This is a genomic window from Cupriavidus consociatus, from assembly GCF_017814975.1.
In the GTDB taxonomy this organism is placed as follows: Bacteria; Pseudomonadota; Gammaproteobacteria; order Burkholderiales; family Burkholderiaceae; genus Cupriavidus; species Cupriavidus consociatus.
Genome location: NZ_JAGIQA010000006.1, coordinates 271,764 through 298,554, shown reverse-complemented (window position 1 = coordinate 298,554; position 26,791 = coordinate 271,764). Strand labels below are relative to the sequence as shown.

Here is a 26,791-nt window from a genome sequence, read left to right as displayed (position 1 = left end):
ATCGACAACACCATCGAAGCGCTGGGCTGGAAGCCCGAGGTCACGATGGAGCAGTCGCTGCGCCGCATCTTCGAGGCCTATCGCGGTCACGTGGCCGACGCGCGCACGCTGGTGAACCACTCGTAAGCGCAGGCAAGCCGCAAGGGACCCAACGCGCCACCCTAGGCGTCCGCGCGGTCAAACCCCGCCTTGCGCGCCAGCACGATGGCCTGCGCGCGGTTCTCCACTTCCAGCTTGGCGAAAATGCTGGTGATGTGGTTGCGCACGGTCTTCTCGCACAGGTCCAGGCGCGCGGCGATCTGGGCGTTGTCGCGGCCCTGCGCGATCAGTTCGACGATATCGCGCTCGCGCCGCGTCAGTGCGGTGAAGGCGGGATCGCGCACCGGTGCGGCGGCCGGCAGGAAAGCGCGCACCTCGTCGAGCCAGCGACTCCACGCGGGCTCGGTGTCGAGCAGCAGGTGATTGCCGCTTTCGAGCGGCACGAAACGCGCGCCGGGAATTTCGCTGGCGATCAGGCGGCCCTCGTCGAATGGCACGCGCGCGTCGCGCACCGCATGCAGCACAAGCGTCGGACACGTGACCCTGGGCAGCAGCGCGACCACGTCGATCTCATTGAACACGCGCATGAAGCGTGCGGCATTCAGCGGCGAGGTGGAGACGCGCTCCAGCTCGTTGAACCACGCATGCTGCTCCGCCGTGCCGCCCGGGATGAACTGGGTCGTGAAGAACTGCCGGAAAGCGGGGTTCTCCTGGCCCCAGCCGAGCTCGGCGAGCTTGTTCATCAGCTCGGCTTCCTCGCGCAGGCGCGGGCTCAGGTTGTCGCGCTTGAGCCGCCCGCGCGCATAACCGCCGTGCAGGATCAGGTGGCTGACGCGCTCGGGGTGTGCCACGGCGTAGGCCACGGCGATCGATGCGCCCTGCGAGATACCCAGCAGCGGGAAATGCTCCACACCGTTGGCGTCGACGATGGTTTCCAGGTCGCGCAGCCATGCGTCGAACGACAGGTCTTCGATATCGCGGTCGGACAGCCCGCAGCCACGCTCGTCATAGCGGATCAGCGTGTGGTGCGCCGACAGCGCCGTGATCATGTGGCTCCACACCGGGCTGCCCACGTCGAACTCGAGGTGGCTCATCCAGTTGGCCGCCTTGACCAGCGGCGCGCCGCTGCCCGTGATGGCGTAGGCAAGGCGAACGCCATCACGGCTGGTGCACAGGCGTATCTGCTGCTTGAACATCGGCATGTCGGGCCGCGCGGTGCTGGGACGGCCCGCCGGCGGCGCGGCCCTCGGGCCTTGCCTGCCAGGCGGGCGCGCCGCGTGACTTCACTAGTGTAGGAAAGGATCGGTGCAGCTTTGCAAGGGATTGCGCCTGCGCTCACGGCGTTGCGCAAATGCAGTGGCCCGGCATGAAACCGGGCCGATGGGCGGGGATAAGCGTGCGCCAGCGCTGGGCACGCGCGTGTCATGGCGGCACATGCGCTGGCATGGCGCCTCCCGGCCCAGGTGCTTATGCGCGGCTGGCCGCCGAGCCCGCGCGCCCGCTCGACGACAGGCATTCGCCACTGTCACGCGAGCCGCTGCGCGCGCCGTCGCTGTAGCCGTCGCGCGAACTGATGCGGGCCCCTTCCGTAAACGGGTCGAACTGGCCCAGGCGCGCGCCGTCGGTGTATGGATCGGGCTTGCGCATGCCGTCCCGGTTCGGATCAAAGCCACGGACCGCGCACACGGACATGCCCTGGCGCGCCACCACGGGCAGCATCATGGCCTCGGTCGCGGGCCAGTGTGCTCCGTCGGTGAAGGCGTCGCGCTGTCCATGGCGGGCATGCGCGGTAGTCTGCGTCGCATCATCACCGACTCCGGCGTGCGCGGTCGGGGTCACGCCACCAGCCAGTGCGGCGGCAAGTGCGGTGACGGTGAGCAGGGTCTGGGCAAACTTCTTATGCATTGCTATCTCCAACCGGGGATGCCTGCAGCGTGGCCGCTGCGGTCCCTCATGCAGGCGATCACCAACGGAAAGCACGGGCCGCACGGGATCGCCTTTGCCGTGCGGGCCGATTGCCTGGCACCGGCTGCCCTCCCATCGCGGCAGCGGTGCGGTGCCTGACTCCTGGATCAGGAAGATGCGGGTATGGGGTGTGAAGCGTGCTGGCGCGCCTGGCGCCCCGCTTCAGTCGCTCAACCTCAGTGCAGCCATCCGAACATTGCGAGCAGCGGCACCAGCGGCAGCGACGGCATCAGCCGCGCCGGACTGCGCCAGCGTGCCGCCAGGCACGCCGACACGCGGCCGGCGGCCAGCCGCACCGCGGTGCGCCAGAGCGCCGCATCCGGCGCCTGGCGACCGCGCAGGGAGCGCGCCAGCGACAACGCGCGTCCCAGCTCGCGCGCCGGCGCGCCGTGATCGTGGTCCAGCTCGCGCAGCGAGGCCAGCCACGACTCCCAGTTCGCGTGTGAATGACAGAAGACGTAGAGCAGCAGCAGCGCCGGCGGCAGCAGCACCGCGCCGGTGCGCACGATGCGCTGGCGCAGCGTGCGTCGCAGCCATGGCGGCAGCGCACGTCGCGGCAGGCGGGCGCGACGGGCTTCGTCGGCATGCCGGCTGGACGGGCGAGACCACTGCTGCAACGAACGCATGGCACAACTCCTCGAGGAGGCGGACCGCCACGAAGGGGTCCTGTGACAAGTTGAGGGTTGCATTGTCCGGCGACCGGGGTGGCGCGCGCATGAGGCCATAGTCCCGGGCCGCCTGCTGCGAGGCCCGGGTTTCCGGGACAGGCGCCCCGGGGAAGCGCCTGCGGGTGGCGCATGGCAGGCGCGCAACTCGTCCGCGCGCACTGCATCAAACAAAAAAGCCCCGGGACACGCCTTGTGGCGCCATCCCGGGGCTTGCAGCGGGGGGCACCAGGCCCGTCCGCTTCAGATCTCGACCTTGGTGCCCAGCTCAACCACCCGGTTGGCCGGAATCTGGAAGAAGTCCGACGGCTTGGCACCGTTCTGATGCATCCAGGCGAACAAGCTCTCGCGCCACATCGGCATGCCCGGCAGCTTGGACGGGATCACCGATTCGCGCGCGATGAAGAACGAAGTTTCCATCAGCTCGAAATGCATGCCGAGCTTGCGGTCGGCCAGGTCCAGCACCTTCTGCACGTCCGGCGTTTCCTTGAAGCCGTATTCCGACTTCAGGATAAAGACGCCGCCGCCCAGGTCCTTGCAGCTGACGCGATGATCGTCGTCGACATACGGCACGTCGCGCGTGACGAAGTGCATGAACACCACGCGCTCGTGCAGCACGCGGTTGTGCTTGAGGTTGTGCAGCAGCGACACCGGTACCGAATCGGTATTGCCGGTCAGGAACACCGCGGTGCCCTCGACGCGGTGCGGCGGGTGCGCCAGCAGGCCCGCAATGAACGGCTCCAGCGGGATGCCGTCTTCCAGGCTGCGCGCGCGCAGCAGCTTGCGGCCGCTGTACCAGGTCATCAGCATGAAGAAGGCCATGCTGCCCAGCAGCAGCGGGAACCAGCCGCCTTCGGCAACCTTGAGCAGGTTGGCGGCAAAGAACGACAGGTCGACCAGCAGAAAGGACGCGCCGACCAGCACCACCATCGCCGTGTTCCATTTCCACACATTGCGCATGCACACCGCCGCCAGGATGCTGGTGATGACCATGGTGGTAGTCACCGCGATGCCGTAGGCCGCCGCCAGGTTCTCCGATTTCTTGAACGAGATCACCACGCCGAACACCAGCACCAGCAGCAGCCAGTTGACCACCGGCAGGTAGATCTGGCCGATTTCCGCGGCCGAGGTGTAGCGCACGCGCATGCGCGGCACGAAGCCCAGCTGGATCGCCTGGCTGGTCAGCGAGAAGGCGCCGGAGATGACCGCCTGCGAGGCGATCACCGTGGCGCAGGTGGCCAGTAGCACCATCGGGATCAGCAGCGGCTCCGGCACCATCAGGTAGAACGGATTCTCGGCGCCGGCAGGGTTGTGCAGCAGCATCGCGCCCTGGCCGAAGTAGTTCAGCATCAGGCACGGCATCACCAGGATGAACCAGCCGATGCGGATCGGGCGCGCGCCAAAGTGGCCCATGTCGACGTACAGCGCCTCGGCACCGGTCAGCACCAGGAACACCGAGCCCAGCACGATAAAGGCCTGCAGCGCATGCTCGAGCAGGAAAGTGATGCCGTACAGCGGATTGACGGCCTTGAGGATCTCCGGCGCCTGAACCAGGTTGAACACGCCCAGCGCGCCCAGCGTCAGGAACCAGGCTGTCATGATCGGCCCGAACAGCTTGCCGACCGCGGCTGTGCCATGGCGCTGTATCAGGAACAGCGCGGCCAGGATCACCAGCGTGATCGGTATCACGAACTGCGACAGCTGCGGCGCGGCGATCTCCAGGCCTTCCACCGCCGACAGCACCGAGATCGCCGGCGTGATGACCGCATCGCCATAGAACATGCAGGCGCCGAAGATGCCGAGCATCATCAGGATCTTGGCCTTGCCCGAGCGCGGCGCCACGGTACGCAGCACCAGCGCCATGAGTGCCAGCACCCCGCCCTCGCCGTCGTTGTCGGCGCGCATCACGAACACCACGTATTTGATCGAGACCACGATGATCATGGCCCAGAACAGCATCGAGATGACGCCGAGCACGGCGTCGGTGCTGAAGGCGATGCCATGTTCCTTGCTGAAGCACTCCTTGAGCGCGTACAGCGGGCTGGTGCCGATGTCGCCGAAGACGACACCGACCGCACCGAGTACCAGGGCACGCGTGCTGGGACTCTCGACGAAATAATGGCTGGTTGTGGACTGGGTAGTCATGAGATTGGGTCTGCCCGGCCGGCTCGCCGGCAGTTTGTTGGCTCTGGCAGTCGCCACCCGGGCGCGGGGGTGCCGACTGCTGCGACCGTTTTCCGGCGCTTTTTGCGTTCTATTGCATTGCACAAACCCGCACAATTCTAGATGAACTGCCCGTGAACGACCACTCCGGCTGATTCGAATGCCGTTTTCGTGACTCAGCAAGCATGGGAGGGAAGTGGCCAGCGGTCAAGGCCCGGGCAAGCAAAACAGCGTGTCCTTGCGCCCGCAAGGGCCGTTGTGGCATGGCAACATTTGCGCCTGATAGAGCACCCAAAGAGGATCAGACGCCGAGGTAACGATCCAGCGCCTCCGGCTTGCCGGCCAGGTCGGGCGCCGGACCGGCCAGCACCACCCGGCCCTTTTCCAGCACCACGGCGCGGTCGGCGTGGGCCAGCACCGAGCGGAAGTTGCGGTCTACCACCACCGAAGCGATCCCGGTGGCGCGCACCGTGGCAATGACTTCCCAGATCTCGCGCACGATGCGCGGGGCCAGCCCTTCGGTGGCTTCGTCCAGCACCAGGCAGTCGGGATTGGTCATCAGCGCGCGGCCGATCGACAGCATCTGCTGCTCGCCGCCGGACAACTGCTGGCCGCCGTGCGACAGGCGCTCCTTCAGGCGCGGGAACAGGTCGAGCACGCGCGCCTCGTCCCAGTCATTGCGGCCGTTGCAGCCCTTGCGCGCGGCCATCAGCAGGTTTTCGCGCACCGACAGGCTGGGGAAAATGCCCCGCCCTTCCGGCACGTAGGCGACGCCCATGCGCGCCACCTCATAGGGCTGCGCACGCGACATATCGCGGCCAGCCACGCGGATCTGCCCCTCACGCTGGCGCACGTGACCCAGCAGCGTGCGCAGCAGCGTGCTCTTGCCCATGCCGTTGCGCCCAAGCAGGCCGACGGTCTCGCCCACGCCGACGGTGAAATCGATCCCGCGCAGCACATGGCTCGAACCGTACCAGGCATTGATGCCGGTGGCTTCGATCATGGGGGTGCGGATGGGCGTACTCATGCGGCCTCGCTTTCTTCCTCGCCCAGGTAGGCGAGCTGGACTTCGCGGTTGGCGCGGATCGCCTCGGGCGTGCCGGTGGCGATCACTGCCCCGTTGACCATCACGGTGATGCGGTCGGCAACCGAGAACACCGCGTCCATGTCATGTTCGACCAGCAGGATGGCATGGCCCTCCCGCAAGCCGCGCAGCAGCCCCAGCATGCGCGTCGATTCCTCGGCGCCCATGCCGGCGAGCGGCTCGTCGAGCAGCAGTGCCACTGGCTGCGTGGCCAGGCACATCGCCACCTCGAGCTGGCGCTTCTGGCCATGCGCCAGGTCGCTGGCGGGCCGGTCCGCCAGCGGCGCCAGGCCGGCGCGCTCCATGGCCTCGTCGGCCAGCGTGGCGCTGGTGCGGCAGCCCTGCGCGCTTTCCCACAGGCGCCAGGCCCGCTGCGCGCGCGACTGCGCCGCCAGCCGGCAGTTCTCGCGCACGGTCAGCGGCAGGAAGATGTTGTTGCGCTGGTAGCTGCGCCCCACGCCATGCCTCGCCAGCCGCGGCTGCGACCAGCCTGTCACCTCCTCGCCCTTCAGGAACAGGCGCCCGGACGTGGGCGGCAGTTCGCACGACAGCATGTTGATCAGCGTGGACTTGCCCGCGCCGTTGGTGCCGATCACGGCATGGATCTCGTGCAGCGCCAGCGACAGGTCCACACCGGCCACAGCGGTAAGGCCGCCAAAGCGGCGCGTAAGCTGCTGCGCCTGCAGTACCGGGGTATTCATGCGGCCTCCGTATTGCGCGCGTTGCCGTCACCGGCCTTACCGGCCTCACTGGTTTCGGTCCCGTGCCCGCCGTTGTGGCGCCCGGTTCTGCCGCGACGCCCGTGCCGCAGCACCGCGGGCAGGCTCACCAGGCCCCGCGGCAGCAGCGCGACGGCAACGATGATGAAGCCGCCCATCACCAGCTGCCAGTGCTTGGTCAGCGTGCTGAACCATTCGGCCAGCAGCACGAACGAAAACGCCCCCAGCACCGCCCCGGCCAGGCTGCCGACGCCGCCCAGGATCACCATCAGCATGGCGTTGCCCGACTGGTGCCATGACGCGATCTCCGGATTGACGAAGCCGAACTGGATGGCATAGAGAAAGCCCGCCAGCCCGGCCAGCACGCCGCCTGCGACAAAGGCGCCAAGCTGGTAGCGATAGGTGGCATAGCCGGCAGCGCGCATGCGCTGCTCGTTATGGCGGATGCCCACCAGCGCATGGCCGAAGCGCGAGCGCAGCACCAGCGCCAGTAGCGCGACCGTCGCCACCAGGCCCGTCCACACCAGCCAGTAGAAGTGCGTCGGGTCGGTGACGGTCAGCAACTGCTCGCCCGGCACCGGGAATTCCGGACGGAAATAGATATAGGTGCCGTCGCTGCCGCCGGCGACCTTGGTGTCATGGAAGACGAAGTACACCATCTGCGCGAAGGCCAGCGTGACCATGATGAAATACACGCCGCGCGTGCGCAGCACCAGCGCGCCCACCACCAGCGCCAGAATTGCGGAGGCGGCCAGCGCGCCGGCCAGCAGCAGCCAGCCGTTGCCCGGGCCGGACTGCGGCGCGAGCATCGCGGTGGCGTAGGCCGCCATGGCGAAGTACGCGGCATGCCCCAGGCTCACCAGCCCGGTATAGCCGATCAGCAGCTGCAGCGACAGCGCGAAGATCGCCATGATCATCACCTTGCTGAGCAGCTCGATATAGAACTTGTGGCTGTCCGCGGTCAGCAGCAACGGCAGCACGGCCAGCACGGAGAAGGCCACCAGCCAGCCCAGCGCGGCAAGCAGTGCGGCATTGCCGCGGGAATGCCGGCGCGCCGGCAATGTCGTCGGATTCATGTCATCCCGCCTTGAACAGCCCCTGCGGCTTCCACAGCAGGATCACCGCCATCAGCAGGTAGATCAGCACGCCGGCCGCCTCCTGCCAGAACACCTTGCCAAAGGTATCGACGAAGCCCAGCAGCAGCGACGCCACCAGCGCGCCCTTGACCGAGCCGATACCGCCGATCACCACCACCACGAAGCACACGATCAGCACCTGCCCGCCCATGCCCGGATACACCGACGACACCGGCGCCGAGATCATCCCCGCCAACACCGCCAGCGCCACGCCCAGCGCGAACACGAAGCGGTACAGCACGGTGATGTTGATGCCGAGCGACTGCACCATCTCGCGGTTGGTCGCCCCCGCGCGGATCATCATGCCCAGCCGCGTGCGCCGGATCACGTAGTACATGGCCCCGGCCACCGCCAGGCACACCGCCGAGATAAACAGCCGGTACACCGGGTAGGTCATGTCGTTGCCGATCGGCAGCGCGCCGTCAAGCAGCGCCGGCACCTGCACGCCGTGCACATCGTCGCCGACCAGGATGCTGCGCAGCTCTTCGAACACCAGGATCAGCCCGTACGTCATCAGCACCTGCTGCAGGTGGTCGCGCTCGTACAGGTAGCTGAAGAAGGCCCACTCGAGCACGTAGCCGAACACCACCGCCAGCACGATGCCGAGCGGGATGGCGATAAACAGGTTGCCGGTCAGCCCGGCGAGCGTGAAGGCTAGGTATGCCCCCAGCATGTAGAAGCTGCCGTGCGCCAGGTTGATTACGCCCATGATGCCGAAGATCAGCGTCAGGCCGCTGGCGACCAGGAACAGCAGCAGGCCGTACTGCACGCTGTTCAGGCACTGGATGAGGAAAGAGACGATGTCCATGCGGGGCAATGCATCAGAAAACCAATCGCGCCACGCATGCCGGTGGCAAGCTCCCCTCTGCGGCGCGCGGGAGAGGGGTTGGGGGAGAGGGCCGGCGCTGGCTGGATGTGAAGGCCTTCGCTTCGTGGAGACTCCTGCCCTCTCCCCCGGCCCCTCTCCCGCAGGCGGGAGAGGGGAGCAACACGCGGGAATGAAAAGTTCTACAGCCTGCACCCGCGCGCCGGATCGGCCAGCGCCTTGACCGCCACCGAACTGACCTTGTTCTCGCGCCCGTCCACCTTGCGCAGGTAGAAATCCTGCACCGGGTTGTGCGCCTTCGACAGCGTAAAGGCACCGCGCGGGCTGTCGATCTTGGCGGAGCCCATGGCCTTGTACAGGTCGGCCTTGCGCGTCATGTCGCCCTTGACCGCAGTGGCACCGGCCGCGAGCAGCTGGGCCGCGTCATAGCCCTGCACCGCGTAGACGTCGGGCTGCAGCTTGAAGGTCTTGGCGTAATCCAGCCGGAAGTTCTTGTCGCGCGCATTGGACAGTCCGTCGGCATAGTGCAGCGTGGTCTCCAGCCCCTGCGCGGCATTGCCCTGCGCTTCCAGCGTGCCGTCGGTGAGGAAGCCCGAGCCGTACAGCGGGATCTTGTCCTTCAGCCCTGCCGCGGCCCAGTCCTTGACGAACTTGACCGCGCCGCCGCCGGCAAAGAACACGAACACGGCATCCGGCTTGAGCGAAGCCACCTCGGTGATCAGCGCCTGGAATTCGACATTGGGGAACGGCAGGCTCAGTTCCTTGACCACCTTGCCGCCCTTGGCCTCGAAGGCCTCCTTGAAGCCCTTGACCGACTGCTCGCCGGCCGCGTACTTCCACGTCAGCGTCACTACCTTCTTGAGCCCGCGCTCGGCCAGCACCTGGCCCATCGCATAGCCCGGCTGCCAGTTGGAGAACGATGTGCGGAAGATGTTCGGGCCGCACAGCGGACCAGTGGCTTCATCGACGCCGGCGTTCGGGATGATCAGCAGGGTGTTGTTTTCCTTGGCGACCTTGACGATGCCCATCTGCACGCCCGAATGCACCGTGCCAACCACCACGTCGACCTGGTCGCGCTTGACCAGCTTGGTGGCGTTTTCCGGGGCCTTGGCGGGGTCGGATTCATCGTCGACCTTGAAGTACTCGATCTCGCGCCCGCCGAGCTTGCCGCCCTGCTGCTGCACATACATGCGGAAGCCGTTCTCGATGGCGGTACCGAGTGCGGCGTAGGTGCCGGTGTACGGCAGCATGAAGCCGACCTTGATCTTGCCGCCCGGGGCAGCCGGCGCCGGCTGTGCGGTCTGGGCGAAGGCGCCGGCCATGGCAAACACGGTGGCGACGGCAAGGCAGGCAGGCGCGAGCCTGCGCGGGGTGATGCGACGCATGTTGTCTCCTGGTGGTCAAGCCGGCGGCTCGCTGGACCGTTGCCGGTCCCCCTGCCGCTGGCGTGGCCTGCGACGGCGCATTGTGCGCCGCGGACCCTGCGGAGCGGGCGGGAAGCCCAATTATTTTAGGTATGAAGTATGTGTGTTTATATGCCGAACCGCAGCCTGCGTCAACGCCTCAGGCTGGTCCCGGTGTGGCGAGTGCCCGCACCGCGCGAGTTTAAGCAAGGTGGTTTGTGGGGCATATCGATGGATACCCTCGATCTGCGCCATGGTGCCGTACTCGTCGTCTTCGCCCTGCACCGCCAGCACCGGGCCCATCAGCCCGGACAGCAGCGGCCGCAGGTCCCACTGGCGAAAGGCCGGGTCGAGCCAGATATCGTTCCAGCCCCAGAAAGCGGACTCGACGTCGTCGTGATGACGCCCCAGCCGCTGGCGCAGGTCGGTGTCGAGGTAGACCTGACGGGTGGCGGCAATGCTGCTGACCGACAGGTCTTCCACCACGATATGTGGCGCCAGCACGGTGATGCCGTCCAGCGCTTGCGGAAAGCTGGCGGCATAGATCAGCGCGATGGATCCGCCATCGCTGTGGCCCAGCAGCCAGGGCACGCCGTGCGTGCGGCCGGGGCCGATATCGAGCGCGTCGAACAATGCCGGCAACGCCTCGCGCGCCTGGCGGTGCATGAAGTCGGGGCGCCATGTCTCGTCATGCGGGCGCGGCGTGGAACGGCCGTAGCCGTAGCGTGAGAACACCAGCCCGCGATAGTCGCCGGCCTCGCAGAAATTGCGCGGAAAGTCTCGCCACATGCTCACCGAGCCCAGTCCTTCATGCAGGAACACCACCAGCGGGCGCTGCGTGCGCTCGGGGCGCAGCCACTGGTATTCGATCTGGATACGACGCTGGTCGAAGGGGATTTCCACCAGGCTGGTCGGCATCGGCATCTTGTCGTCTGGCATCGCTTCAGGAAGGAGTTGCCTGGGACTCGCGCGCGGCCACCTCGCGCTGGCGCAGCCGGAAGCGCTGGATCTTGCCGGTGGCCGTCTTGGGCAGTTCCGGCACGCATTCGATCTGGCGCGGGTACTTGTACGGCGCCAGCCGCGACTTGATGAACGCCTGCAGTTCTGCGGCCATGCCGTCATGCCATTGCTGGCCCGGCCGCAGCACGACGAAGGCCTTGGGCTTGACCAGTTCGTCGGCATCGGCCACGCCGATCACCGCGGCTTCCAGCACGGCCGGGTGCAGCGCCAGCGCGGCTTCGACCTCGAACGGCGAGACGTAGATGCCGCCGACCTTGAGCATGTCGTCGCTGCGCCCTGCATAGGTGTAGTAACCGTCGGCATCGCGCAGGTACTTGTCGCCGCTGCGGGTCCATTCGCCGACGAAGGTGTCGCGGGTCTTGTCGCGATTGCACCAGTACATCAGCGCCGCGCTCGGCCCCTTGATGTAGAGGTCGCCGATCTCGCCAAACGCACACGCTTCGCCGCGCTCGTCCAGCAGCCTCAGTTCGTAGCCCGGGACGGCCATGCCCGTGGTGCCATAGCGCACCTCGCCGGGCCGGTTCGACAGGAAGATATGCAGCATCTCGGTAGAGCCGATGCCATCCAGGATGTCACAGCCGAAATGCGCCAGGAAACGCTCGCCGATATCGCGCGGCAATGCCTCGCCGGCGGAGGTGCACACGCGCAGCGCCACCTCGTCGCGCGCGGGCAGGTCGGGCGCGGCGAGCATGCCCGCGAACAGTGTCGGCACGCCGCAGAAAACGGTCGGCTTCTGCTCGCGCAAGCGGCGGAATACTGCCGTCGGCGTGGGCCGTTCGGCCATCAGCACGGCGGTCGCGCCGACCGACATCGGGAAGGTCAGCGCATTGCCCAACCCATAGGCGAAAAACAGCTTGGCGGCCGAGAACACGAGGTCGTCCTCACGGATGCCGAGCACCTGGCGGGCATAGAGGTCCGCGGTATGGAACAGGTTGCCGTGGGTATGCACCGTGCCCTTGGGGCGGCCTGTCGAGCCCGACGAATAGAGCCAGAACGCCATGTCATCGGGGCCGGTGCGCGCGACCGGCGCTGGCGAACGTGTGCGAGCCAGCATCGCGCCCACGCTGCATGCCGGCGCCGCATCGCCGTGCGGAGCGGCCTGAATCACCGGCGGGGACAGACCGCTCTTTTCGATCGCTGCCTGCATCACCGGCAACAGCGGCGTGGAAACCACTACCGCGCGGGCGCCGCTGTGCGCGAGCATGTACGCGTAGTCGTCCGCGGTCAGCAGCGTATTGACCGCTACTGGCACCACCCCGGCCAGCAGGCAGCCGAGAAACACCGCGGGGAAGTCGACGGTATCGAGCGCGCACAGCAGCAGCCGCTCTTCCTGCCGGAACCCCGCATCGCGCAGCGCGCCGGCAAAGCGGCGGGCGCGGGCATCCAGTTCCGCATAGGTCAGCGCAGTGGCGTCGTCGACATAGGCGACCTTGTCGCCCCGTCCGGCCTCGAGGTTGCGCGAGAGCAGGTCTTCGGCGGCGTTGTAGCGCGGCGGCAGCACCGCGACGATGCCCGCGGCGGTCGCGGCAGTGTTGGGGGGCGTCATGTCTCCACTCCTTGGTGTCGCCTGCCACGCGCTACCGGGACCGTAGCTGCGCGCCAGGCGCCAGGCCAGTCGCTGTGATCGCGATGTCCGGATCACGTTGCGTGCCGGCATCCGCTTTGCGATGCATTTTATTTCATATCAACTATTATGCAAGCAAGGGGATGCACTATAAGACAGCGCTTCGCGCGCAGCCGCTGAGCGGAGAGCCCGAAGCACCACAGGACGCGGCAGCCCTGCTCGTATAATGCGCCCTTGCTTTTTTGCCCGGCGGCCCGGTCGCCGTCCGGCCAATATGACCTCGACACCATGCACCGCGACCCAGCCCCGCTGCCTGCCACCGATTCCGACGCCCGCCCCGCGCGCGAAGCATCCGCGCCGGCCGCCAACGGCGAGCGCGACCCCTACCTGACTCAACTGGGCGACCGCATCCGCTCGCTGCGCGCCTCGCGCGGCATGTCGCGCAAGGACCTGGCGCGCGGTGCCGGGGTGTCCGAGCGCTACCTCGCCAACCTGGAAACCGGCACCGGCAATGCCTCGGTGCTGCTGCTGCGTCAGGTGGCAGGCGCGCTCGACGTGCCGCTGCCGGTGGTGCTGGCCGAGGTGGACGGCCCGAACGGCCTCAACGGCCAGCAGGCAACGGAGTTCGCGCAGATGGTGCAATGGCTGGCGCAGCTGCCGGCATCGGACCTCGCGCGCGTGCGCGAGGCATGTCGCCATGCGCTGGCGCCCGAAGAATCCGGTGACGCGCGCCACCGCCGCATCGCGCTGATCGGCCTGCGCGGCGCCGGCAAGTCCACGCTGGGACGCGCGCTGGCGGCCGCGCGCGACGTCCCCTTCGTCGAACTGAACACCGTGATCGAACAGGAAGCCGGCGCCAGCCTGTCCGAAATCCATTCGCTGTACGGCCAGGCCGCGTACCGCCGCTACGAGATGCGTGCACTGGAACGCACGCTGCGCGAGAACGAGCGCATGGTGCTGGCCACGCCGGGCAGCCTGGTGTCGGAGCCGGGCACGTTCAACCTGCTGTTGGCCCAGTGCTACACCATCTGGGTGCGCACGTCTCCGGAAGAACACATGGCACGCGTGGTGGCGCAGGGCGACATGCGCCCGATGGAAGGCAACCGCGAGGCCATGGCCGACCTGCGCCGCATCCTGCAGGCGCGCACGCCGCTGTACGCGCGCGCCGATATCTCGATCGACACCAGCGGCCTGGATGCCGCGACCTCGCTGCAACAGCTGCGCGCACAGCTGCAGGCCGCCGGCGCCTGACCCGTTTCATCCCGCTCCACCCCGCGGCATTCCGCGCGCGGGGCAATCAGGCATTGCGCCGCGCCCTCCTCTGCACTATATTTCATCAAAAGCCGCAAGGCACTATAGTGCATCAAGGAGACAGCCATGTCCGCGCCGGCAACCGCCCCACTTCAGCCTGCCGCCCAGGCAGAAGCCCCCGTTCCCGTCACGTTCGAGCGCCATCCAGCCCAGTACCGCCACTGGAAGCTCAGCTTCAACGGCCCCGTTGCCACGCTGGCAATGGACGTCGACGAGGAAGCCGGCCTGCGCCCCGGCTATGCGCTCAAGCTGAATTCGTACGACCTCGGCGTCGATATCGAACTGCACGACGCGCTGCAACGCATCCGCTTCGAGCATCCCGAGGTGCGCACCGTGGTGCTGACCAGCGCCCGCGACCGGATCTTCTGCTCCGGCGCCAATATCTTCATGCTGGGCCAGTCGTCGCACGCATGGAAGGTCAACTTCTGCAAGTTCACCAACGAAACCCGCAACGCCATCGAGGATGCCAGCGAGCACTCCGGCCTGAAATTCATCGCCGCCTGCAATGGCACCACCGCTGGCGGCGGCTACGAGCTGGCGCTGGCCTGCGACGAGATCGTGCTGGTCGACGACCGTTCTTCCGCGGTCAGCCTGCCCGAAGTGCCGCTGCTGGGCGTGCTGCCCGGCACCGGCGGGCTGACCCGGGTGACCGACAAGCGCAAGGTCCGGCGCGATCATGCCGATATCTTCTGCACCACCACCGAGGGTGTGCGCGGCCAGCGCGCCAAAGACTGGAAACTGGTCGATGAAGTGGTCAAGCCGGCGCGCTTCGCCGAATATGTGGCCGAGCGCGCCTCGGCACTGGCAGCCGCCAGCGACCGCCCGCAGGGCCACCACGGCATCACGCTGACACCGCTGTCGCGCACGGTCGAGCGCGACGGCTACCGCTACGAGACCGTGCGCGTGCACATCGATCCGGCGGCGCGCAAGGCCACGCTCACCGTATTCGGCCCCGACAAGCACCAGCCCGCCGATCTCGCCGGCGTAGTCGCGGCCGGCGCGCAATGGTGGCCGCTGAAGATGGCGCGCGAACTCGACGATGCCATCCTGACGCTGCGCACCAACCACCTCGACATCGGCATCTGGGTGCTCAAGACCGATGGCGACCCGGCGCATGTGCTGGCCGCCGATGCGCTGCTGGAAGCCAATGCCGGCCATTGGTTCGTGCGCGAGACCATCGGCATGCTGCGCCGCACGCTGGCGCGGCTGGACGTGTCGTCGCGCAGCCTGATCGCCCTGATCGAGCAGGATTCGTGCTTCGCCGGCACGCTGCTGGAACTGGCGCTGGCGGCCGACCGCAGCTACATGCTGCACCTGCCCGACGCGCCCGACGACGCGCCGCGCATCGCGGTGTCGGCGGTCAACTTCGGCCGCTACCCGATGCCCAACGGGCAAGACCGGCTGGCCGCACGCTTCTATGGCGACGAGACCGCGCTGGCCGCGGTGCGCGAACACATCGGCGCCCCGCTCGACGCGCTCACTGCCGACTCGCTCGGGCTGATCACCGCCGCGCCGGACGATATCGACTGGGAAGACGAAATCCGCATCGCGCTGGAGGAGCGCGCCAGCCTGTCGCCCGATGCACTCACCGGCATGGAAGCGAACCTGCGCTTCGGCGGCGCCGAGAACATGGCGACGCGCATCTTCGGCCGGCTGACCGCGTGGCAGAACTGGATCTTCCAGCGGCCCAACGCCGTCGGCGAGAACGGCGCGCTGAAAGTGTTCGGCACCGGCAACAAGGCGCGTTTCGACTGGGACCGGGTGTGACGTCCTGCCCGGCGCCAGGCCAGTACAACGAGGAGACACCGTGAGCATCGACTACAGCCAGAAGATCCCCAACAACGTCAACCTGTCCGACGACCGCGCGCTGCAGCGCGCGCTCGAGCACTGGCAGCCCGCCTTTCTCGACTGGTGGCGCGACATGGGACCAGATGGCTCGCACAACTTCGACGTGTACCTGCGCACCGCGGTGTCCGTGGACCCGTCGGGCTGGGCGCACTTCGAGCATGTCAAGATGCCCGACTATCGCTGGGGTATCTTCCTGCAGCCGGCCGACCCCGAGCGCAAGATCCATTTCGGCGAACACAAGGGCGAAGCCGCATGGCAGGACGTGCCGGGCGAGCACCGCGCCAACCTGCGCCGCATCATCGTCACGCAGGGTGACACCGAGCCGGCATCGGTCGAGCAGCAACGGCACCTGGGCCTGACCGCGCCCAGCTTGTACGACCTGCGCAACCTGTTCCAGGTCAACGTCGAGGAAGGCCGCCACCTGTGGGCCATGGTCTACCTGCTGCACCGCTACTTCGGCCGCGACGGCCGCGAAGAAGCCGAGGCGCTGCTGGATCGCCGCTCCGGCGACCAGGACAATCCGCGCATCCTCGGCGCCTTCAACGAGCGCACGCCGGACTGGCTGTCGTTCTTCATGTTCACCTACTTCACCGACCGCGACGGCAAGTTCCAGCTGTGCGCGCTGGCCGAATCGGGCTTCGACCCGCTCGCGCGCACCACGCGCTTCATGCTGACCGAGGAAGCGCACCATATGTTCGTCGGCGAGTCGGGCGTGTCGCGCGTGATCCAGCGCACCTGCGAGGTCATGCGCGAACGCGGCATCGAGGATCCGGAGCAGGTGCGCGCCGCCGGCGTGATCGACCTGGAGACGATCCAGCGCTACCTGAACTTCCACTACAGCGTGACCATCGACCTGTTCGGCGCCGACCAGTCGTCCAACGCCGCCACCTTCTACAGCGCCGGCCTGAAGGGCCGCTTCGAGGAAGGCAAGCGCGCCGACGACCATGTGCTCAAGGGCGATGTCTACCGCGTGCTGGAAGTGCGCGACGGCCGGCTGGGCGAGCGCGAGGTGCCGATGCTCAATGCGCTCAATGAAGTGCTGCGCGACGACTACATCAAGGACAGCATGGGCGGCGTGGCGCGCTGGAACAAGGTGATCGAGAAAGCCGGCATCCCCTTCCGCCTGACCGTGCCGCACAAGGCCTTCAACCGCAAGATCGGCACGCTCGCCAACGTGCATGTGTCGCCGCAGGGCGAGCTGATCTCGGAGGCCGAGTGGAAGGCCAACGAGCGCAAGTGGCTCGCCACGGACGAGGACCGCGCCTTTGTCGCCAGCCTGATGGGCCGCGTGGTCGAGCCCGGCAAGTACGCAAACTGGATTGCGCCACCGGCGGTGGGGATCAACCGCCAGCCGATGGATTTCGAGTACGTGCGTTTCAACTGAGCCAGGCAGAAGGCCGGCGAGGAGAGACCGGACAAACCGGACGAACCGGAGAACAGAGATGGGCGCCCCCGACATCATCAAGCAGCACCTGATCGACCCGGAAATCTGCATCCGCTGCAACACCTGCGAAGACACCTGCCCGATCGACGCCATCACCCACGATGACCGCAATTACGTGGTCAAGGCCGATGTCTGCAACGGCTGCAACGCCTGCCTGTCGCCGTGCCCGACCGGCGCCATCGACAACTGGCGCACCATGCTGCGCGGCGACGCCTATACCATCGAGGCGCAACTGCTGTGGGACGAGCTGCCGGCCGAGGTGCCGTTGCCGGAACTCGACAGCGCGATCGAAAGCACCGCCACCGCGACGCCGGCTACGGCCGCGCCTGACGTCAGCATCCAGGCGGTCGAGACCAGCCGCCACACCTCGCAGCGCGCGCCATGGTCGGCGGCGCACCCGTACGTGAACCTGCACGGCGTGCGGGCGCCGGTCGCCGCGACGGTGGCCGGCAACTACCGGCTTACCGCCGACGACGCATCCAGCGATATCCACCATATCGTGCTGGACTTCGGCACCCATTTCTTCCCGATCCTGGAAGGCCAGTCGATCGGCATCGTGCCGCCCGGTACCGACGCCGCCGGCAAGCCGCACTACATCCGCATGTACTCGGTGGCCAGCCCGCGCGACGGCGAGCGCCCCGGCTACAACAACCTCGCGCTGACGGTAAAGCGGGTCGACCAGGACCATGACGGCCGGCCGGTACGCGGCGTGGCGTCCAGCTACCTGTGCGACCTGGCCAAGGGCGACACCGTGCAGGTGGTGGGCCCGTTCGGCACCACCTTCCTGATGCCCAACCACGCGGAAGCCAGCGTGATGATGATCTGCACAGGCACGGGGTCCGCACCCATGCGCGCCATGACAGAGCGCATGCGCCGCAACCTGGCGCACTTCAGCGGGCGCCGGATGCTGTTCTTCGGCGCCCGCAATGCCAACGAGCTGCCCTACTTCGGCCCGCTGCTCAAACTGCCCAAGGATTTCCTCGACATCCATTTCGCCTTTTCGCGCGATCCCGACACACCGCGCCGCTACGTGCAGGACGCTATCCGCGAGGCGGCCGATGCCGTGGCGGCCCTGATCGCGGACCCGAACGGCCATGTCTACATCTGCGGACTGAAAGGGATGGAGGAAGGCGTGCTGGCCGCCTTCGACGCGGTCTGCGCCGGCGCCGGCCGCAGCTGGGCTGAGCTGGAAGCCATCATGAAAGCCGAGGGCCGGCTGCATATCGAGACCTATTAGCCGGCACGCCTGTCTAACCGATGCCGGCCCGCCAGAATCCGGCGGGCCGGCCCCTTTTTGCGTCAAAGACTTCCCTTCTGAAATCGTTCGCCTATAATCTTTCTGAAGAAACAGGAGTAAGGCGATGCAATCCAGGCGGATCCCGGAAACAGACCCCGCCGGCGGCCCCGACCCCGGCACCACGCTGACCAAGGCGGTAATGCGCGCCGCCGGCTTCCTGGGTATCAGCCAGGCCGTGGTCGCAAACGTGCTGGGCATCAGCACGGCCTCGGTATCGCGCATGGCATCCGGCGGCTATGTACTCGATGCGCACCGCAAGGAGTGGGAATTCGGCGTCCTCTTTGTACGCCTGTTCCGCTCGCTGGACGCAATCCTCGGCCATGGCGACCAGGCGCGACTGTGGCTGACGCATGAAAACCTGGCACTGGGCGGCAAGCCCATCGAAATGATCCGCACAACGGAAGGTCTGGTTCGTGTCGTTCACTACCTGGACGCCACCCGCGGTCGCATCTGAGCGCCGGCAGTTCGCGCTCACGCTGTGGCGGGCGGTGGAAGCCCAGCATGTTGTCTCCACCATGCCGCTGGTCGACAGCCTCGAAGAACAGGCTGTGCTGGAAGCCGTGCTCGATGCCGGCAAACCCGCCGTCCCGATCGAGGCACGTCACCTGCACTACCTGCTGTTCACCCCCTTTCGCTATCCCCCGTCTCCGTGGGGTTCGCGCTTCCGCGCCGCCCAGGATCCCGGCGTGTTCTACGGCGCCGCAGAGGTCCGCACCGCCTGCGCGGAACTGGGCTACTGGCGCTGGCGCTTCCTTAACGACAGCCCGGCGCTGCCGCGCATCGACGCCCGCGCGCAGACGCTGTTCGAAGTGCGCATCGCCACCGATGGCGTGGCGCTCGACGCCCCGCCCTTCGACCGCGACCGCGACGCCTGGACCGACCCCGACCAGCACGAACCCTGCCAGGCATTCGGCCGCGTCGCGCGCGAAGCCGGCCTCGGCATGATCCGTTACACCTCGGTACGCGATCCGCTTCACGGCCTGTGCGGCGCCGTGCTGACGCCGCGCGCTTTCGCCCACCCGCAGCCGCTGGCAACCACCACCTGGATGCTGACGGTGCGCCGCGACCGCGTGATCTGGCAGCGCGACGACCTCCAGCAGCGCGACAGCTTCGAGTTCGCCGCCACGCTGTGGCAGCGCACAAGCGATAGTCCGGACAAGGGCTGAACCTGTGCGCGCTCGCGGCGATCTAATCGTTGTGGCATGGGGGTTTTCGCCGCGGCTGGCGATATTTCCAGCCAAGTGTTGCAATGCGCAACCAGGTGCCCTATAATCTCTTCTTCGACGGACGCGGGGTGGAGCAGTCTGGCAGCTCGTCGGGCTCATAACCCGAAGGTCGCAGGTTCAAATCCTGCCCCCGCAACCAACCGCTTGATGATGCGGTTGGACACTGCAAGTCATCCGATCCGTTCGACAGACAAACCCGCCGCTGGCGGGTTTTTTGTTTGGCCGCTCCCGCCCCCTTCATGCAGACTCTGTGCAGGCCTGCGCAGCCGCCGATCGCATCATCCGTGCGGCATGCAACCGACCTCACCGCACTGGCCTGCTGACCCGCCGCGGCGCCCTCCGCGAGGGTGATACACTTTCGCCATTCCTCCCGGACGCCCCTCATGAAATTCTGCTCGAACTGTGGCCATGCGGTCGTGTTGCGTGTGCCTGACGGCGACAACCGCCCGCGCAGTGTCTGCGACAGCTGCGGCACCATTCACTATGTCAACCCGCGCAATGTCGTGGGAACGATTCCGGTCTGGGAAGACAAGATCCTGATTTGCAAGCGCGCGATCGAGCCGCGCTATGGCTTCTGGACCCTGCCCGCCGGCTTCATGGAAATCGGCGAGACCACCGCGCAAGCCGCCGCGCGCGAGACGCTGGAAGAAGCCGGCGCACGCGTGCAGGTAGGCGAGCTGTTCTCGATCCTCAATGTGCCGCATGTGCACCAGGTCCACCTGTTCTACCTGGCCACGCTGGACGACCTGGACATCGCACCGGGCGAGGAAAGCCTGGAGGTCAAGCTGGTGGGAGAAGCCGACGTGCCGTGGGACGAACTGGCGTTCCCGACCGTGATCCACACGCTGCGCTGCTTCTTCGCCGACCGCGCCGCCGGCCGGCTGCAGGACGGCAGCTTCCGGCTGCATAGCCTGGATATCGACAAGCCCATGCGCCCGCTGACCAGCCGGGCCACGGTCACGCCCTGAGCGCCCGGCCGGCGCGCGCGCAACACCCGGCACGGCCCCCATGATCGCCTGGCTGGAGCCGCACGACCCGTTTCCGCCGGTGGAGGAAGCGCTCGGGCCCGACTCGGACGCGCCGGGCCTGCTGGCGGCGAGCCGCGACCTGTCGCCCCAGCGCCTCCTGCTGGCGTACCGGCAAGGCATTTTTCCCTGGTATTCGAGCGGCCAGCCAGTGCTGTGGTGGAGCACCGACCCCCGCATGGTGCTGGCGCCGCACGCATTGCGCGTGTCGGTGACGCTGCGCAAAACGCTGCGCCGCGTGCTGCGCGATGCGCACTGGGAAATCCGCGTCGACGACGATTTCGCGGCGGTGATGCGCGCCTGCGCCACCACGCCCCGCGACGGGCAGGACGGCACCTGGATCACCAGCGACATCATCGCCGCCTATGGCACGCTGCATCGCAACGGCCTGGCGCATTCGGTCGAGACCTGGTATCGCGGCGAGCGTGTCGGCGGCTTGTACGGCGTGGCGCTGGGCCGGATGTTCTTCGGCGAGTCGATGTTCGCGCACCGCACCGACGCCTCCAAGATCGCGCTGGCGGCGCTGTGCGCCTTCCTCGGCAACCACGGCGTGGCGATGATAGACTGCCAGCAAGAGACCGACCACCTGGCCTCGCTGGGCGCCAGCCCGATCCCCCGCGCGCAGTTCGTGGCACATGTGCGCGCGGCGGCGGTGCAACCCGCGATCGACCCGTGGCGGTTCGACAAGTCGGTGCTGGAGTGCTGGGCCGGGACGCCAGCCGCGCCAGCCGGTTGAATCCGGGAAGGACGCCCGCTCTCGCCCACCGTCCGCCCGCATCGTCCCGTCCGGAGCCCCCAGAGTCATGAGCAAGCTGAAGGAACTACCGCTTTCTGCGCTGCAGTTCTACGCCACGGCGCCCTACGCTTGCAGCTATCTGGAAGGCCGCATGGCGCGCTCGCAGGTCGCCACGCCCGCGCACCTGATCAACGCCGACGTCTATTCGCGCCTGGTGCGCGCCGGGTTCCGGCGCAGCGGCATCTTCACTTACCGGCCGTATTGCGACGATTGCCACGCCTGCACGCCATGCCGCGTGCTGGTCGACCAGTTCACGCCCGACCGCTCGCAGCGCCGTGCCTGGCGCCACCATCAGCACCTGCAGGCGCTGGTGGCGCCGCTGACCTACGTCGAAGAGCACTACTCGCTGTACCTGCTGTACCAGTCGATGCGCCACGCCGGTGGCGGCATGGACCAGGACAGCCGCGACCAGTACGAGCAGTTCCTGCTGCAAAGCCGCGTCAATTCGCGCCTGGTGGAGTTCCGCGAGCCGCCGGGATCGCCCGAGGCAGGCCGGCTGCGCATGGTCAGCATGATCGACGTACTCGACGACGGGCTGTCGTCGGTCTACACCTTCTACGACCCGCTCGAGCACAACGCCAGCTACGGCACCTTCAACATCCTGTGGCAGATCCAGCAAACCCATGCGCTCGGCCTGCCGCATCTGTACCTGGGCTACTGGATCGCCGATAGCCGCAAGATGGCGTACAAGGCACGCTTCAAGCCACTGCAGGTGCTGACCGGCAACCACTGGCACGCCTTCGAGGAAAAGGACGCCGCCGCTGCGGCTCCCGACGCCCCCGAAACACCTCCCGCGCAGGAGTAGCAGCCACCGGCAAGCGGCCCAGCCGCTACAATGCCGGGCTGGAATTCACTCTGTGACGGCCCCGCCGGCCGGCTGCCCCGTGCTCAACGCGCTCTACCCCCTGTTTCGCCCCGCCCTGTTCTCGATGGATGCCGAGGACGCCCACCATTTCACGCTGAACAACCTGCTGCGCGCCCACCGCATGGGCCTGGCCGGCTGCCTCGGCAACAAGATCGCCGAGGATCCGCGCACCGTGATGGGCGTGCGCTTCCCCAACCCGGTCGGGCTGGCCGCGGGACTGGACAAGGACGGCGCCTATATCGACGGGCTGGCCGCGTTCGGCTTTGGCTTTATCGAGGTGGGCACGGTCACGCCGCGCGCGCAGCCGGGCAACCCCCGCCCGCGCATGTTCCGGCTGCCGCAGGCGGATGCGCTGATCAACCGCATGGGCTTCAATAACGGCGGCGTCGATGCCTTTGTCGCCAACGTCAAGGCGTCGCGCTGGAAGGCCGAGGGCGGCGTGCTGGGGCTAAACATCGGCAAGAACGCCGATACGCCGATCGAGCGCGCCAACGACGACTACCTGTACTGCCTGGAGCGCGTCTATCCGCACGCCAGCTACGTGACGGTCAATATCTCGTCGCCCAACACCAAGAACCTGCGCCAGCTGCAAGGCGCCAGCGAGCTGGACAGCCTGCTGTCGACGCTGAAGGACGCGCAGCAGCGCCTGGCCGACCAGCACAAGCGCTACGTGCCGCTGGCGCTGAAGATCGCGCCGGACCTCGACGCCGACCAGGTCGGCAATATCGGCGACGCGCTGGTGCGCCACAAGATCGACGGCGTGATCGCCACCAACACCACCATCTCGCGCGAGGCGGTCAAGGGCCTGCCGCACGCCGAGGAAGCCGGCGGCCTGTCGGGCCGCCCGGTGTTCGAGGCCTCAACGCGCGTGGTGCGCGCGCTCCACGCGGTGGTCGGCGACGCGGTGCCGATCATCGGCGTGGGCGGCATCTTCAGCGGCGCGGATGCGTGCGCCAAGATCGACGCCGGCGCGAAGCTGGTGCAGGTCTACAGCGGGCTGATCTACCGCGGCCCGGCGCTGGTGCGCGACTGCGCCGCCGCCTTGCGCCGCTGAGCCTTTTGTCATCGCCCCGCCGGTCCGGTCGCCAGCAGCACCATCATCGGCGCCACCGGCCCAAGCCGAGGAAAACCTCGACGCCCCGGAGCGCGCAATTGCATGAAGATGCGATCGCCGCAATCGGGGTAATCCACAAGGAAATCACGAATCCCGCGCAATAATATGCGCCTGTATGGCCGATAGCGGGCGTCTGACAGCATCGGATGCCGCGCTTTGGCATGATGACTACGCATTTCGTGCGCGAGAAGTGGTATCCTCGCAGGCTTATCGCTGTCGCATCCGACGCGCCCGCGCACGCTCCCTCCTGCCGCAGGAAGCCGCCGCGCACGCCCCGGACCGGCACCGTCCGCCAGCGCGCGGGCGCGCGCCAGGACAGCGGACCGAACCATCCGCGGCCGCATCCATCCAGAACCGAGCATTTCGGGGGAGAACAGATAATGAAGTCCATCAAGGGTCTCGCAGCAACCAGGTCGATCCTGGGCGGCGCCGTGGCGCTGGCACTGCTGTACGGCGGCACCGTGCAGGCCCAGACCGTCAAGGTGCTGTCGATCGTTGACCATCCCGCGCTGGACGCGATCCGCGACGGCGTGCGCGCCGAACTGAAGGCGGCCGGCTATGACGCCGACAAGAGCCTGAAGTGGGAGTACCAGAGCGCCCAGGGCAACACCGGCACCGCCGCGCAGATCGCCCGCAAGTTTGTCGGCGACAACCCGAACGCCATTGTTGCCATCGCCACCCCGTCGGCCCAGGCCGTGGTCGCCGCCACCAAGACGGTGCCGGTGGTGTACTCGGGCGTGACCGATCCGGTCGCCGCGCAACTGGTCAAGAGCTGGTCGCCGTCAGGCACCAACGTGACCGGCGTGTCGGACAAGCTGCCCCTGGACAAGCAGGTCGCCCTGATCAAGCGCGTGGTGCCGAAGGCCAGGAACGTGGGCATGGTCTACAACCCGGGCGAGGCCAACTCGGTCGTGGTGGTCAAGGAACTGAAGGAACTGCTGGCCAAGGAAGGCCTCACGCTGAAGGAAGCCGCCGCGCCGCGCACCGTGGACATCGGCCCAGCCGCCAAGAGCCTGATCGGCAAGGTCGACGTGATCTACACCAACACCGACAACAACGTGGTGTCGGCGTATGAGTCGCTGGTCAAGGTCGCCAACGAATCGAAGATCCCGCTGGTGGCGGCCGACACCGACAGCGTCAAGCGTGGCGCCGTGGCCGCGCTGGGCATCAACTACGGCGACCTGGGGCACCAGACCGGCAAGGTCGTGGTGCGCATCCTGAAGGGCGAGAAGCCCGGTACGATCGCTTCGCAGACCAGCGACAACCTGGAGCTGTTCGTGAACACGGGCGCCGCCGCCAAGCAAGGCGCCACGCTGTCGCCGGAGCTGATCAAGGAAGCCAAGACGGTCATCAAGTAATCAACGCACTGCCCGCCGCCGTCGCAACACGGCGGTGCCCTGGCGCGCCTACCCGGCGCGCCAGGCGCAGACCGGGGCGAGACAGCGGGCGGCTCCATACGGGCCGTCGTGCCGCCCGCCCCAAACCGGCGCCAGGGTAGCCGCCGGTCCCCGCAACAGGATTCCCCCATGTCCCTTTTCTCCCTTCTGGGCGCCCTGGAGATCGGCCTGATCTTCAGCCTGGTGGCGCTCGGGGTGCTGATTTCCTTCCGCATCCTCAACTTCCCCGACCTGACCGTTGACGGCAGCTTTCCGCTGGGCGGCGCCGTTGCCGCGACGCTGATCGCCGCCGGCCAGGACCCGTTCCTGGCGACCCTGGTCGCGATCGCCGCCGGTGCGCTGGCTGGCTGGGTCACCGGCTGGCTCAACGTGCGGCTCAAGATCATGGACCTGCTCGCCAGTATCCTGATGATGATTGCGCTGTACTCGGTCAACCTGCGCATCATGGGCCGCCCAAACGTGCCGCTGATCACCGAGCCGACCCTGTTCACCATCCTGCAGCCGGAGTGGATGCCTGATTACGTGCTGCGTCCGCTGGTGCTGTTCATCGTGGTGGTGATCGCCAAGCTCGGCCTGGACTGGTTCTTCAGCTCGCAACTGGGCCTGGCGATGCGCGCCACCGGCGCCAATCCGCGCATGGCCCGCGCGCAGGGTATTCCCACCGGCCGTGCCACGCTGGCCGGCATGGCGCTGTCCAATGCGCTGGTGGCACTGGCCGGCGCGCTGTTCGCCCAGACCCAGGGCGGCTCGGATATCTCGATGGGCATCGGCACCATCGTGATCGGCCTGGCCGCGGTGATCATCGGCGAAACCGTGCTGCCGGCGCGCCGCCTGATCTGGACCACGCTGGCCGTGGTGCTGGGCGCCATCCTGTACCGCTTCTTCATTGCGCTGGCGCTGAACAGCGACTTCATTGGCCTGAAGGCGCAGGACCTGAACCTGGTCACCGCCGCGCTGGTGACGATCGCGCTGGTGCTGCCGGCCACGCGCAAGAAGCTGTTTGCCCGCAAGAACGGAGGTGCCTGAGATGCTGCGCGCACAAGACCTGAAGCTCACCTTCAACCCGGGCACCCCGATCGAGACTCGCGCGCTGCGCGGCCTCACGCTGGAAATCCCGAGCGGCCAGTTCGTCGCGGTGATCGGCTCCAACGGCGCCGGCAAGTCGACCTTCCTGAACGCGATCAGCGGCGACCAGATGGTCGACTCGGGCCGCATCACCATCGATGACACCGACGTCACCCGCCAGCCGGCATGGGACCGTGCGCACCTGGTGGCGCGCGTGTTCCAGGACCCGATGGCCGGCACCTGCGAGGCGCTGACGATCGAGGAGAACATGGCGCTGGCGATGGCGCGCGGCGCCAAACGCGGTTTCCGCCCGGCGCTGAACCGCGCCTCGCGCGAGCTGTTCCGCGAGAAGCTGCGGCTGCTGAACCTGGGGCTGGAAAACCGCCTGACCGACCGCATCGGCCTGCTTTCCGGCGGCCAGCGCCAGGCGGTGAGCCTGCTGATGGCATCGCTGCAGCCGTCGCGCATCCTGCTGCTGGACGAGCATACCGCCGCGCTGGACCCGAAGACCGCCGCGTTCGTGCTGGAACTGACCGCGCGCATCGTCGAGGAAAGCAAGCTGACGACGATGATGGTGACGCACAGCATGCGCCAGGCGCTGGACTACGGGCAGCGCACGGTGATGCTGCACCAGGGCCAGGTGGTGCTGGATGTTTCGGGCGACAAGCGCAAGGGGCTGGATGTGCCGGATCTGCTGAAGATGTTCGAGCAGACGCGGCATGAGCAGCTGGACGATGATGCGTTGTTGCTGGGGTGATTTCCCTGGCGCAAAGAAAAACGGGGAGCTTCGGCTCCCCGTTTTTTTGCGCTCCGGTCAGC

The 26,791-nt window shown here is 67.4% G+C and carries 24 protein-coding genes, 1 tRNA gene and 1 pseudogene; 15 read left to right on the top strand and 11 right to left on the bottom strand.

What is annotated here, in order from left to right:
- Positions 1 to 126: pseudogene (locus tag J8I82_RS38270) on the top strand (bifunctional UDP-4-keto-pentose/UDP-xylose synthase); the annotation flags it as partial.
- Positions 127 to 161: 35 nt separating this feature from the next.
- Here J8I82_RS38270 and J8I82_RS11375 read toward each other — a convergent pair.
- The 11 genes from J8I82_RS11375 to J8I82_RS11325 all read right to left on the bottom strand — a co-directional run bounded on the left by J8I82_RS11375 (position 162) and on the right by J8I82_RS11325 (position 12,566).
- Positions 162 to 1,241, bottom strand: coding sequence for an alpha/beta fold hydrolase (locus J8I82_RS11375; RefSeq protein WP_209757316.1), 1,080 nt, complete (start codon positions 1,239 to 1,241; stop codon positions 162 to 164).
- A gap of 265 nt (positions 1,242 to 1,506) precedes the next feature.
- Positions 1,507 to 1,944, bottom strand: a complete 438-nt coding sequence (locus J8I82_RS11370; RefSeq protein WP_209757314.1) for a hypothetical protein — start codon at positions 1,942 to 1,944, stop codon at positions 1,507 to 1,509.
- Between the two features lie 236 nt (positions 1,945 to 2,180).
- On the bottom strand, positions 2,181 to 2,630 hold the full coding sequence (locus J8I82_RS11365; protein WP_209757312.1) for a hypothetical protein: 450 nt from the start codon (positions 2,628 to 2,630) through the stop codon (positions 2,181 to 2,183).
- A 282-nt stretch (positions 2,631 to 2,912) separates the two neighbouring features.
- Complete coding sequence (locus J8I82_RS11360; protein ID WP_209757310.1) at positions 2,913 to 4,814, bottom strand: potassium transporter Kup; 1,902 nt, start codon at positions 4,812 to 4,814, stop codon at positions 2,913 to 2,915.
- Positions 4,815 to 5,133: 319 nt separating this feature from the next.
- Complete coding sequence (locus tag J8I82_RS11355; RefSeq protein WP_209757308.1) at positions 5,134 to 5,859, bottom strand: ABC transporter ATP-binding protein; 726 nt, start codon at positions 5,857 to 5,859, stop codon at positions 5,134 to 5,136.
- Positions 5,856 to 6,617 carry an ABC transporter ATP-binding protein gene (locus J8I82_RS11350; protein WP_209757307.1) on the bottom strand — a complete coding sequence of 254 codons (762 nt, stop codon included), beginning with the start codon at positions 6,615 to 6,617 and terminating at the stop codon, positions 5,856 to 5,858. Before J8I82_RS11350 ends, J8I82_RS11355 begins: the two co-directional genes overlap by 4 nt.
- Positions 6,614 to 7,711, bottom strand: a complete 1,098-nt coding sequence (locus J8I82_RS11345) for a branched-chain amino acid ABC transporter permease (RefSeq protein WP_209757305.1) — start codon at positions 7,709 to 7,711, stop codon at positions 6,614 to 6,616. The genes J8I82_RS11350 and J8I82_RS11345 overlap by 4 nt, the downstream gene beginning before the upstream one ends.
- Position 7,712: 1 nt before the next feature.
- A complete protein-coding gene (locus tag J8I82_RS11340) occupies positions 7,713 to 8,579 on the bottom strand; it encodes a branched-chain amino acid ABC transporter permease (protein WP_209757303.1) in 867 nt (288 codons plus the stop codon).
- A gap of 200 nt (positions 8,580 to 8,779) precedes the next feature.
- Positions 8,780 to 9,982, bottom strand: coding sequence for an ABC transporter substrate-binding protein (locus tag J8I82_RS11335; RefSeq protein ID WP_209757301.1), 1,203 nt, complete (start codon positions 9,980 to 9,982; stop codon positions 8,780 to 8,782).
- A 120-nt stretch (positions 9,983 to 10,102) separates the two neighbouring features.
- A complete protein-coding gene (locus tag J8I82_RS11330) occupies positions 10,103 to 10,918 on the bottom strand; it encodes an alpha/beta fold hydrolase (protein WP_209757356.1) in 816 nt (271 codons plus the stop codon).
- A gap of 25 nt (positions 10,919 to 10,943) precedes the next feature.
- On the bottom strand, positions 10,944 to 12,566 hold the full coding sequence (locus J8I82_RS11325; RefSeq protein ID WP_245179614.1) for a benzoate-CoA ligase family protein: 1,623 nt from the start codon (positions 12,564 to 12,566) through the stop codon (positions 10,944 to 10,946).
- A gap of 306 nt (positions 12,567 to 12,872) precedes the next feature.
- Here J8I82_RS11325 and J8I82_RS11320 point away from each other — a divergent pair, with 306 nt between their 5' ends.
- From J8I82_RS11320 to J8I82_RS11255, 14 genes are all read left to right on the top strand, one after another.
- Positions 12,873 to 13,835 carry a helix-turn-helix transcriptional regulator gene (locus tag J8I82_RS11320; RefSeq protein ID WP_209757299.1) on the top strand — a complete coding sequence of 321 codons (963 nt, stop codon included), beginning with the start codon at positions 12,873 to 12,875 and terminating at the stop codon, positions 13,833 to 13,835.
- A gap of 126 nt (positions 13,836 to 13,961) precedes the next feature.
- Positions 13,962 to 15,662, top strand: coding sequence for a 2,3-epoxybenzoyl-CoA dihydrolase (boxC, locus tag J8I82_RS11315; protein ID WP_209757297.1), 1,701 nt, complete (start codon positions 13,962 to 13,964; stop codon positions 15,660 to 15,662).
- Between the two features lie 40 nt (positions 15,663 to 15,702).
- The gene (gene boxB / locus J8I82_RS11310; protein ID WP_209757295.1) at positions 15,703 to 17,127 is read left to right on the top strand and encodes a benzoyl-CoA 2,3-epoxidase subunit BoxB; all 1,425 of its coding nucleotides are present in this window, start codon (positions 15,703 to 15,705) and stop codon (positions 17,125 to 17,127) included.
- Positions 17,128 to 17,185: 58 nt separating this feature from the next.
- A complete protein-coding gene (gene boxA, locus J8I82_RS11305; RefSeq protein ID WP_209757293.1) occupies positions 17,186 to 18,424 on the top strand; it encodes a benzoyl-CoA 2,3-epoxidase subunit BoxA in 1,239 nt (412 codons plus the stop codon).
- A 124-nt stretch (positions 18,425 to 18,548) separates the two neighbouring features.
- Positions 18,549 to 18,938 (top strand): MbcA/ParS/Xre antitoxin family protein, encoded by a 390-nt coding sequence (locus tag J8I82_RS11300; protein WP_209757291.1) that lies wholly within the window; start codon positions 18,549 to 18,551, stop codon positions 18,936 to 18,938.
- Entirely contained in the window at positions 18,898 to 19,650 is a 753-nt protein-coding gene (locus tag J8I82_RS11295) for an RES family NAD+ phosphorylase (RefSeq protein WP_209757289.1), read from the top strand. Before J8I82_RS11300 ends, J8I82_RS11295 begins: the two co-directional genes overlap by 41 nt.
- Positions 19,651 to 19,772: 122 nt before the next feature.
- Positions 19,773 to 19,849, top strand: a tRNA-Met gene (locus J8I82_RS11290).
- Positions 19,850 to 20,093: 244 nt separating this feature from the next.
- Positions 20,094 to 20,678, top strand: coding sequence for an NUDIX hydrolase (locus J8I82_RS11285; RefSeq protein ID WP_209757287.1), 585 nt, complete (start codon positions 20,094 to 20,096; stop codon positions 20,676 to 20,678).
- A 40-nt stretch (positions 20,679 to 20,718) separates the two neighbouring features.
- Complete coding sequence (gene aat, locus J8I82_RS11280; RefSeq protein WP_209757285.1) at positions 20,719 to 21,471, top strand: leucyl/phenylalanyl-tRNA--protein transferase; 753 nt, start codon at positions 20,719 to 20,721, stop codon at positions 21,469 to 21,471.
- A 67-nt stretch (positions 21,472 to 21,538) separates the two neighbouring features.
- Positions 21,539 to 22,336: an arginyltransferase gene (locus J8I82_RS11275; protein WP_209757283.1), complete on the top strand. Its 798-nt coding sequence runs from the start codon at positions 21,539 to 21,541 to the stop codon at positions 22,334 to 22,336.
- A gap of 79 nt (positions 22,337 to 22,415) precedes the next feature.
- Positions 22,416 to 23,450 carry a quinone-dependent dihydroorotate dehydrogenase gene (locus tag J8I82_RS11270; RefSeq protein ID WP_209757353.1) on the top strand — a complete coding sequence of 345 codons (1,035 nt, stop codon included), beginning with the start codon at positions 22,416 to 22,418 and terminating at the stop codon, positions 23,448 to 23,450.
- Between the two features lie 440 nt (positions 23,451 to 23,890).
- Complete coding sequence (locus J8I82_RS11265) at positions 23,891 to 24,868, top strand: ABC transporter substrate-binding protein (protein ID WP_209757281.1); 978 nt, start codon at positions 23,891 to 23,893, stop codon at positions 24,866 to 24,868.
- 168 nt (positions 24,869 to 25,036) lie between these two features.
- A complete protein-coding gene (locus J8I82_RS11260; protein ID WP_209757279.1) occupies positions 25,037 to 25,933 on the top strand; it encodes an ABC transporter permease in 897 nt (298 codons plus the stop codon).
- 1 nt (position 25,934) lies between these two features.
- Complete coding sequence (locus J8I82_RS11255) at positions 25,935 to 26,729, top strand: ABC transporter ATP-binding protein (RefSeq protein WP_063238620.1); 795 nt, start codon at positions 25,935 to 25,937, stop codon at positions 26,727 to 26,729.
- Positions 26,730 to 26,791: the final 62 nt, after the last annotated feature.

Bases quoted from the DNA above. Each gene is read 5' to 3' on its own strand.
- J8I82_RS11350 (WP_209757307.1), bottom strand. From the start codon at position 6,617: ATGAATACCCCGGTACTGCAGGCGCAGCAGCTTACGCGCCGCTTTGGC.
- J8I82_RS11340 (WP_209757303.1), bottom strand. From the start codon at position 8,579: ATGGACATCGTCTCTTTCCTCATCCAGTGCCTGAACAGCGTGCAGTAC.
- J8I82_RS11365 (WP_209757312.1), bottom strand. From the start codon at position 2,630: ATGCGTTCGTTGCAGCAGTGGTCTCGCCCGTCCAGCCGGCATGCCGAC.
- boxA (WP_209757293.1), top strand. From the start codon at position 17,186: ATGGGCGCCCCCGACATCATCAAGCAGCACCTGATCGACCCGGAAATC.
- J8I82_RS11275 (WP_209757283.1), top strand. From the start codon at position 21,539: ATGAGCAAGCTGAAGGAACTACCGCTTTCTGCGCTGCAGTTCTACGCC.
- aat (WP_209757285.1), top strand. From the start codon at position 20,719: ATGATCGCCTGGCTGGAGCCGCACGACCCGTTTCCGCCGGTGGAGGAA.
- J8I82_RS11360 (WP_209757310.1), bottom strand. From the start codon at position 4,814: ATGACTACCCAGTCCACAACCAGCCATTATTTCGTCGAGAGTCCCAGC.
- J8I82_RS11260 (WP_209757279.1), top strand. From the start codon at position 25,037: ATGTCCCTTTTCTCCCTTCTGGGCGCCCTGGAGATCGGCCTGATCTTC.
- J8I82_RS11375 (WP_209757316.1), bottom strand. From the start codon at position 1,241: ATGCCGATGTTCAAGCAGCAGATACGCCTGTGCACCAGCCGTGATGGC.
- J8I82_RS11285 (WP_209757287.1), top strand. From the start codon at position 20,094: ATGAAATTCTGCTCGAACTGTGGCCATGCGGTCGTGTTGCGTGTGCCT.
- J8I82_RS11345 (WP_209757305.1), bottom strand. From the start codon at position 7,711: ATGAATCCGACGACATTGCCGGCGCGCCGGCATTCCCGCGGCAATGCC.
- J8I82_RS11370 (WP_209757314.1), bottom strand. From the start codon at position 1,944: ATGCATAAGAAGTTTGCCCAGACCCTGCTCACCGTCACCGCACTTGCC.
- J8I82_RS11330 (WP_209757356.1), bottom strand. From the start codon at position 10,918: ATGCCGACCAGCCTGGTGGAAATCCCCTTCGACCAGCGTCGTATCCAG.
- J8I82_RS11320 (WP_209757299.1), top strand. From the start codon at position 12,873: ATGCACCGCGACCCAGCCCCGCTGCCTGCCACCGATTCCGACGCCCGC.
- J8I82_RS11335 (WP_209757301.1), bottom strand. From the start codon at position 9,982: ATGCGTCGCATCACCCCGCGCAGGCTCGCGCCTGCCTGCCTTGCCGTC.
- J8I82_RS11325 (WP_245179614.1), bottom strand. From the start codon at position 12,566: ATGACGCCCCCCAACACTGCCGCGACCGCCGCGGGCATCGTCGCGGTG.
- J8I82_RS11255 (WP_063238620.1), top strand. From the start codon at position 25,935: ATGCTGCGCGCACAAGACCTGAAGCTCACCTTCAACCCGGGCACCCCG.
- J8I82_RS11355 (WP_209757308.1), bottom strand. From the start codon at position 5,859: ATGAGTACGCCCATCCGCACCCCCATGATCGAAGCCACCGGCATCAAT.
- boxC (WP_209757297.1), top strand. From the start codon at position 13,962: ATGTCCGCGCCGGCAACCGCCCCACTTCAGCCTGCCGCCCAGGCAGAA.
- J8I82_RS11265 (WP_209757281.1), top strand. From the start codon at position 23,891: ATGAAGTCCATCAAGGGTCTCGCAGCAACCAGGTCGATCCTGGGCGGC.
- J8I82_RS11300 (WP_209757291.1), top strand. From the start codon at position 18,549: ATGCAATCCAGGCGGATCCCGGAAACAGACCCCGCCGGCGGCCCCGAC.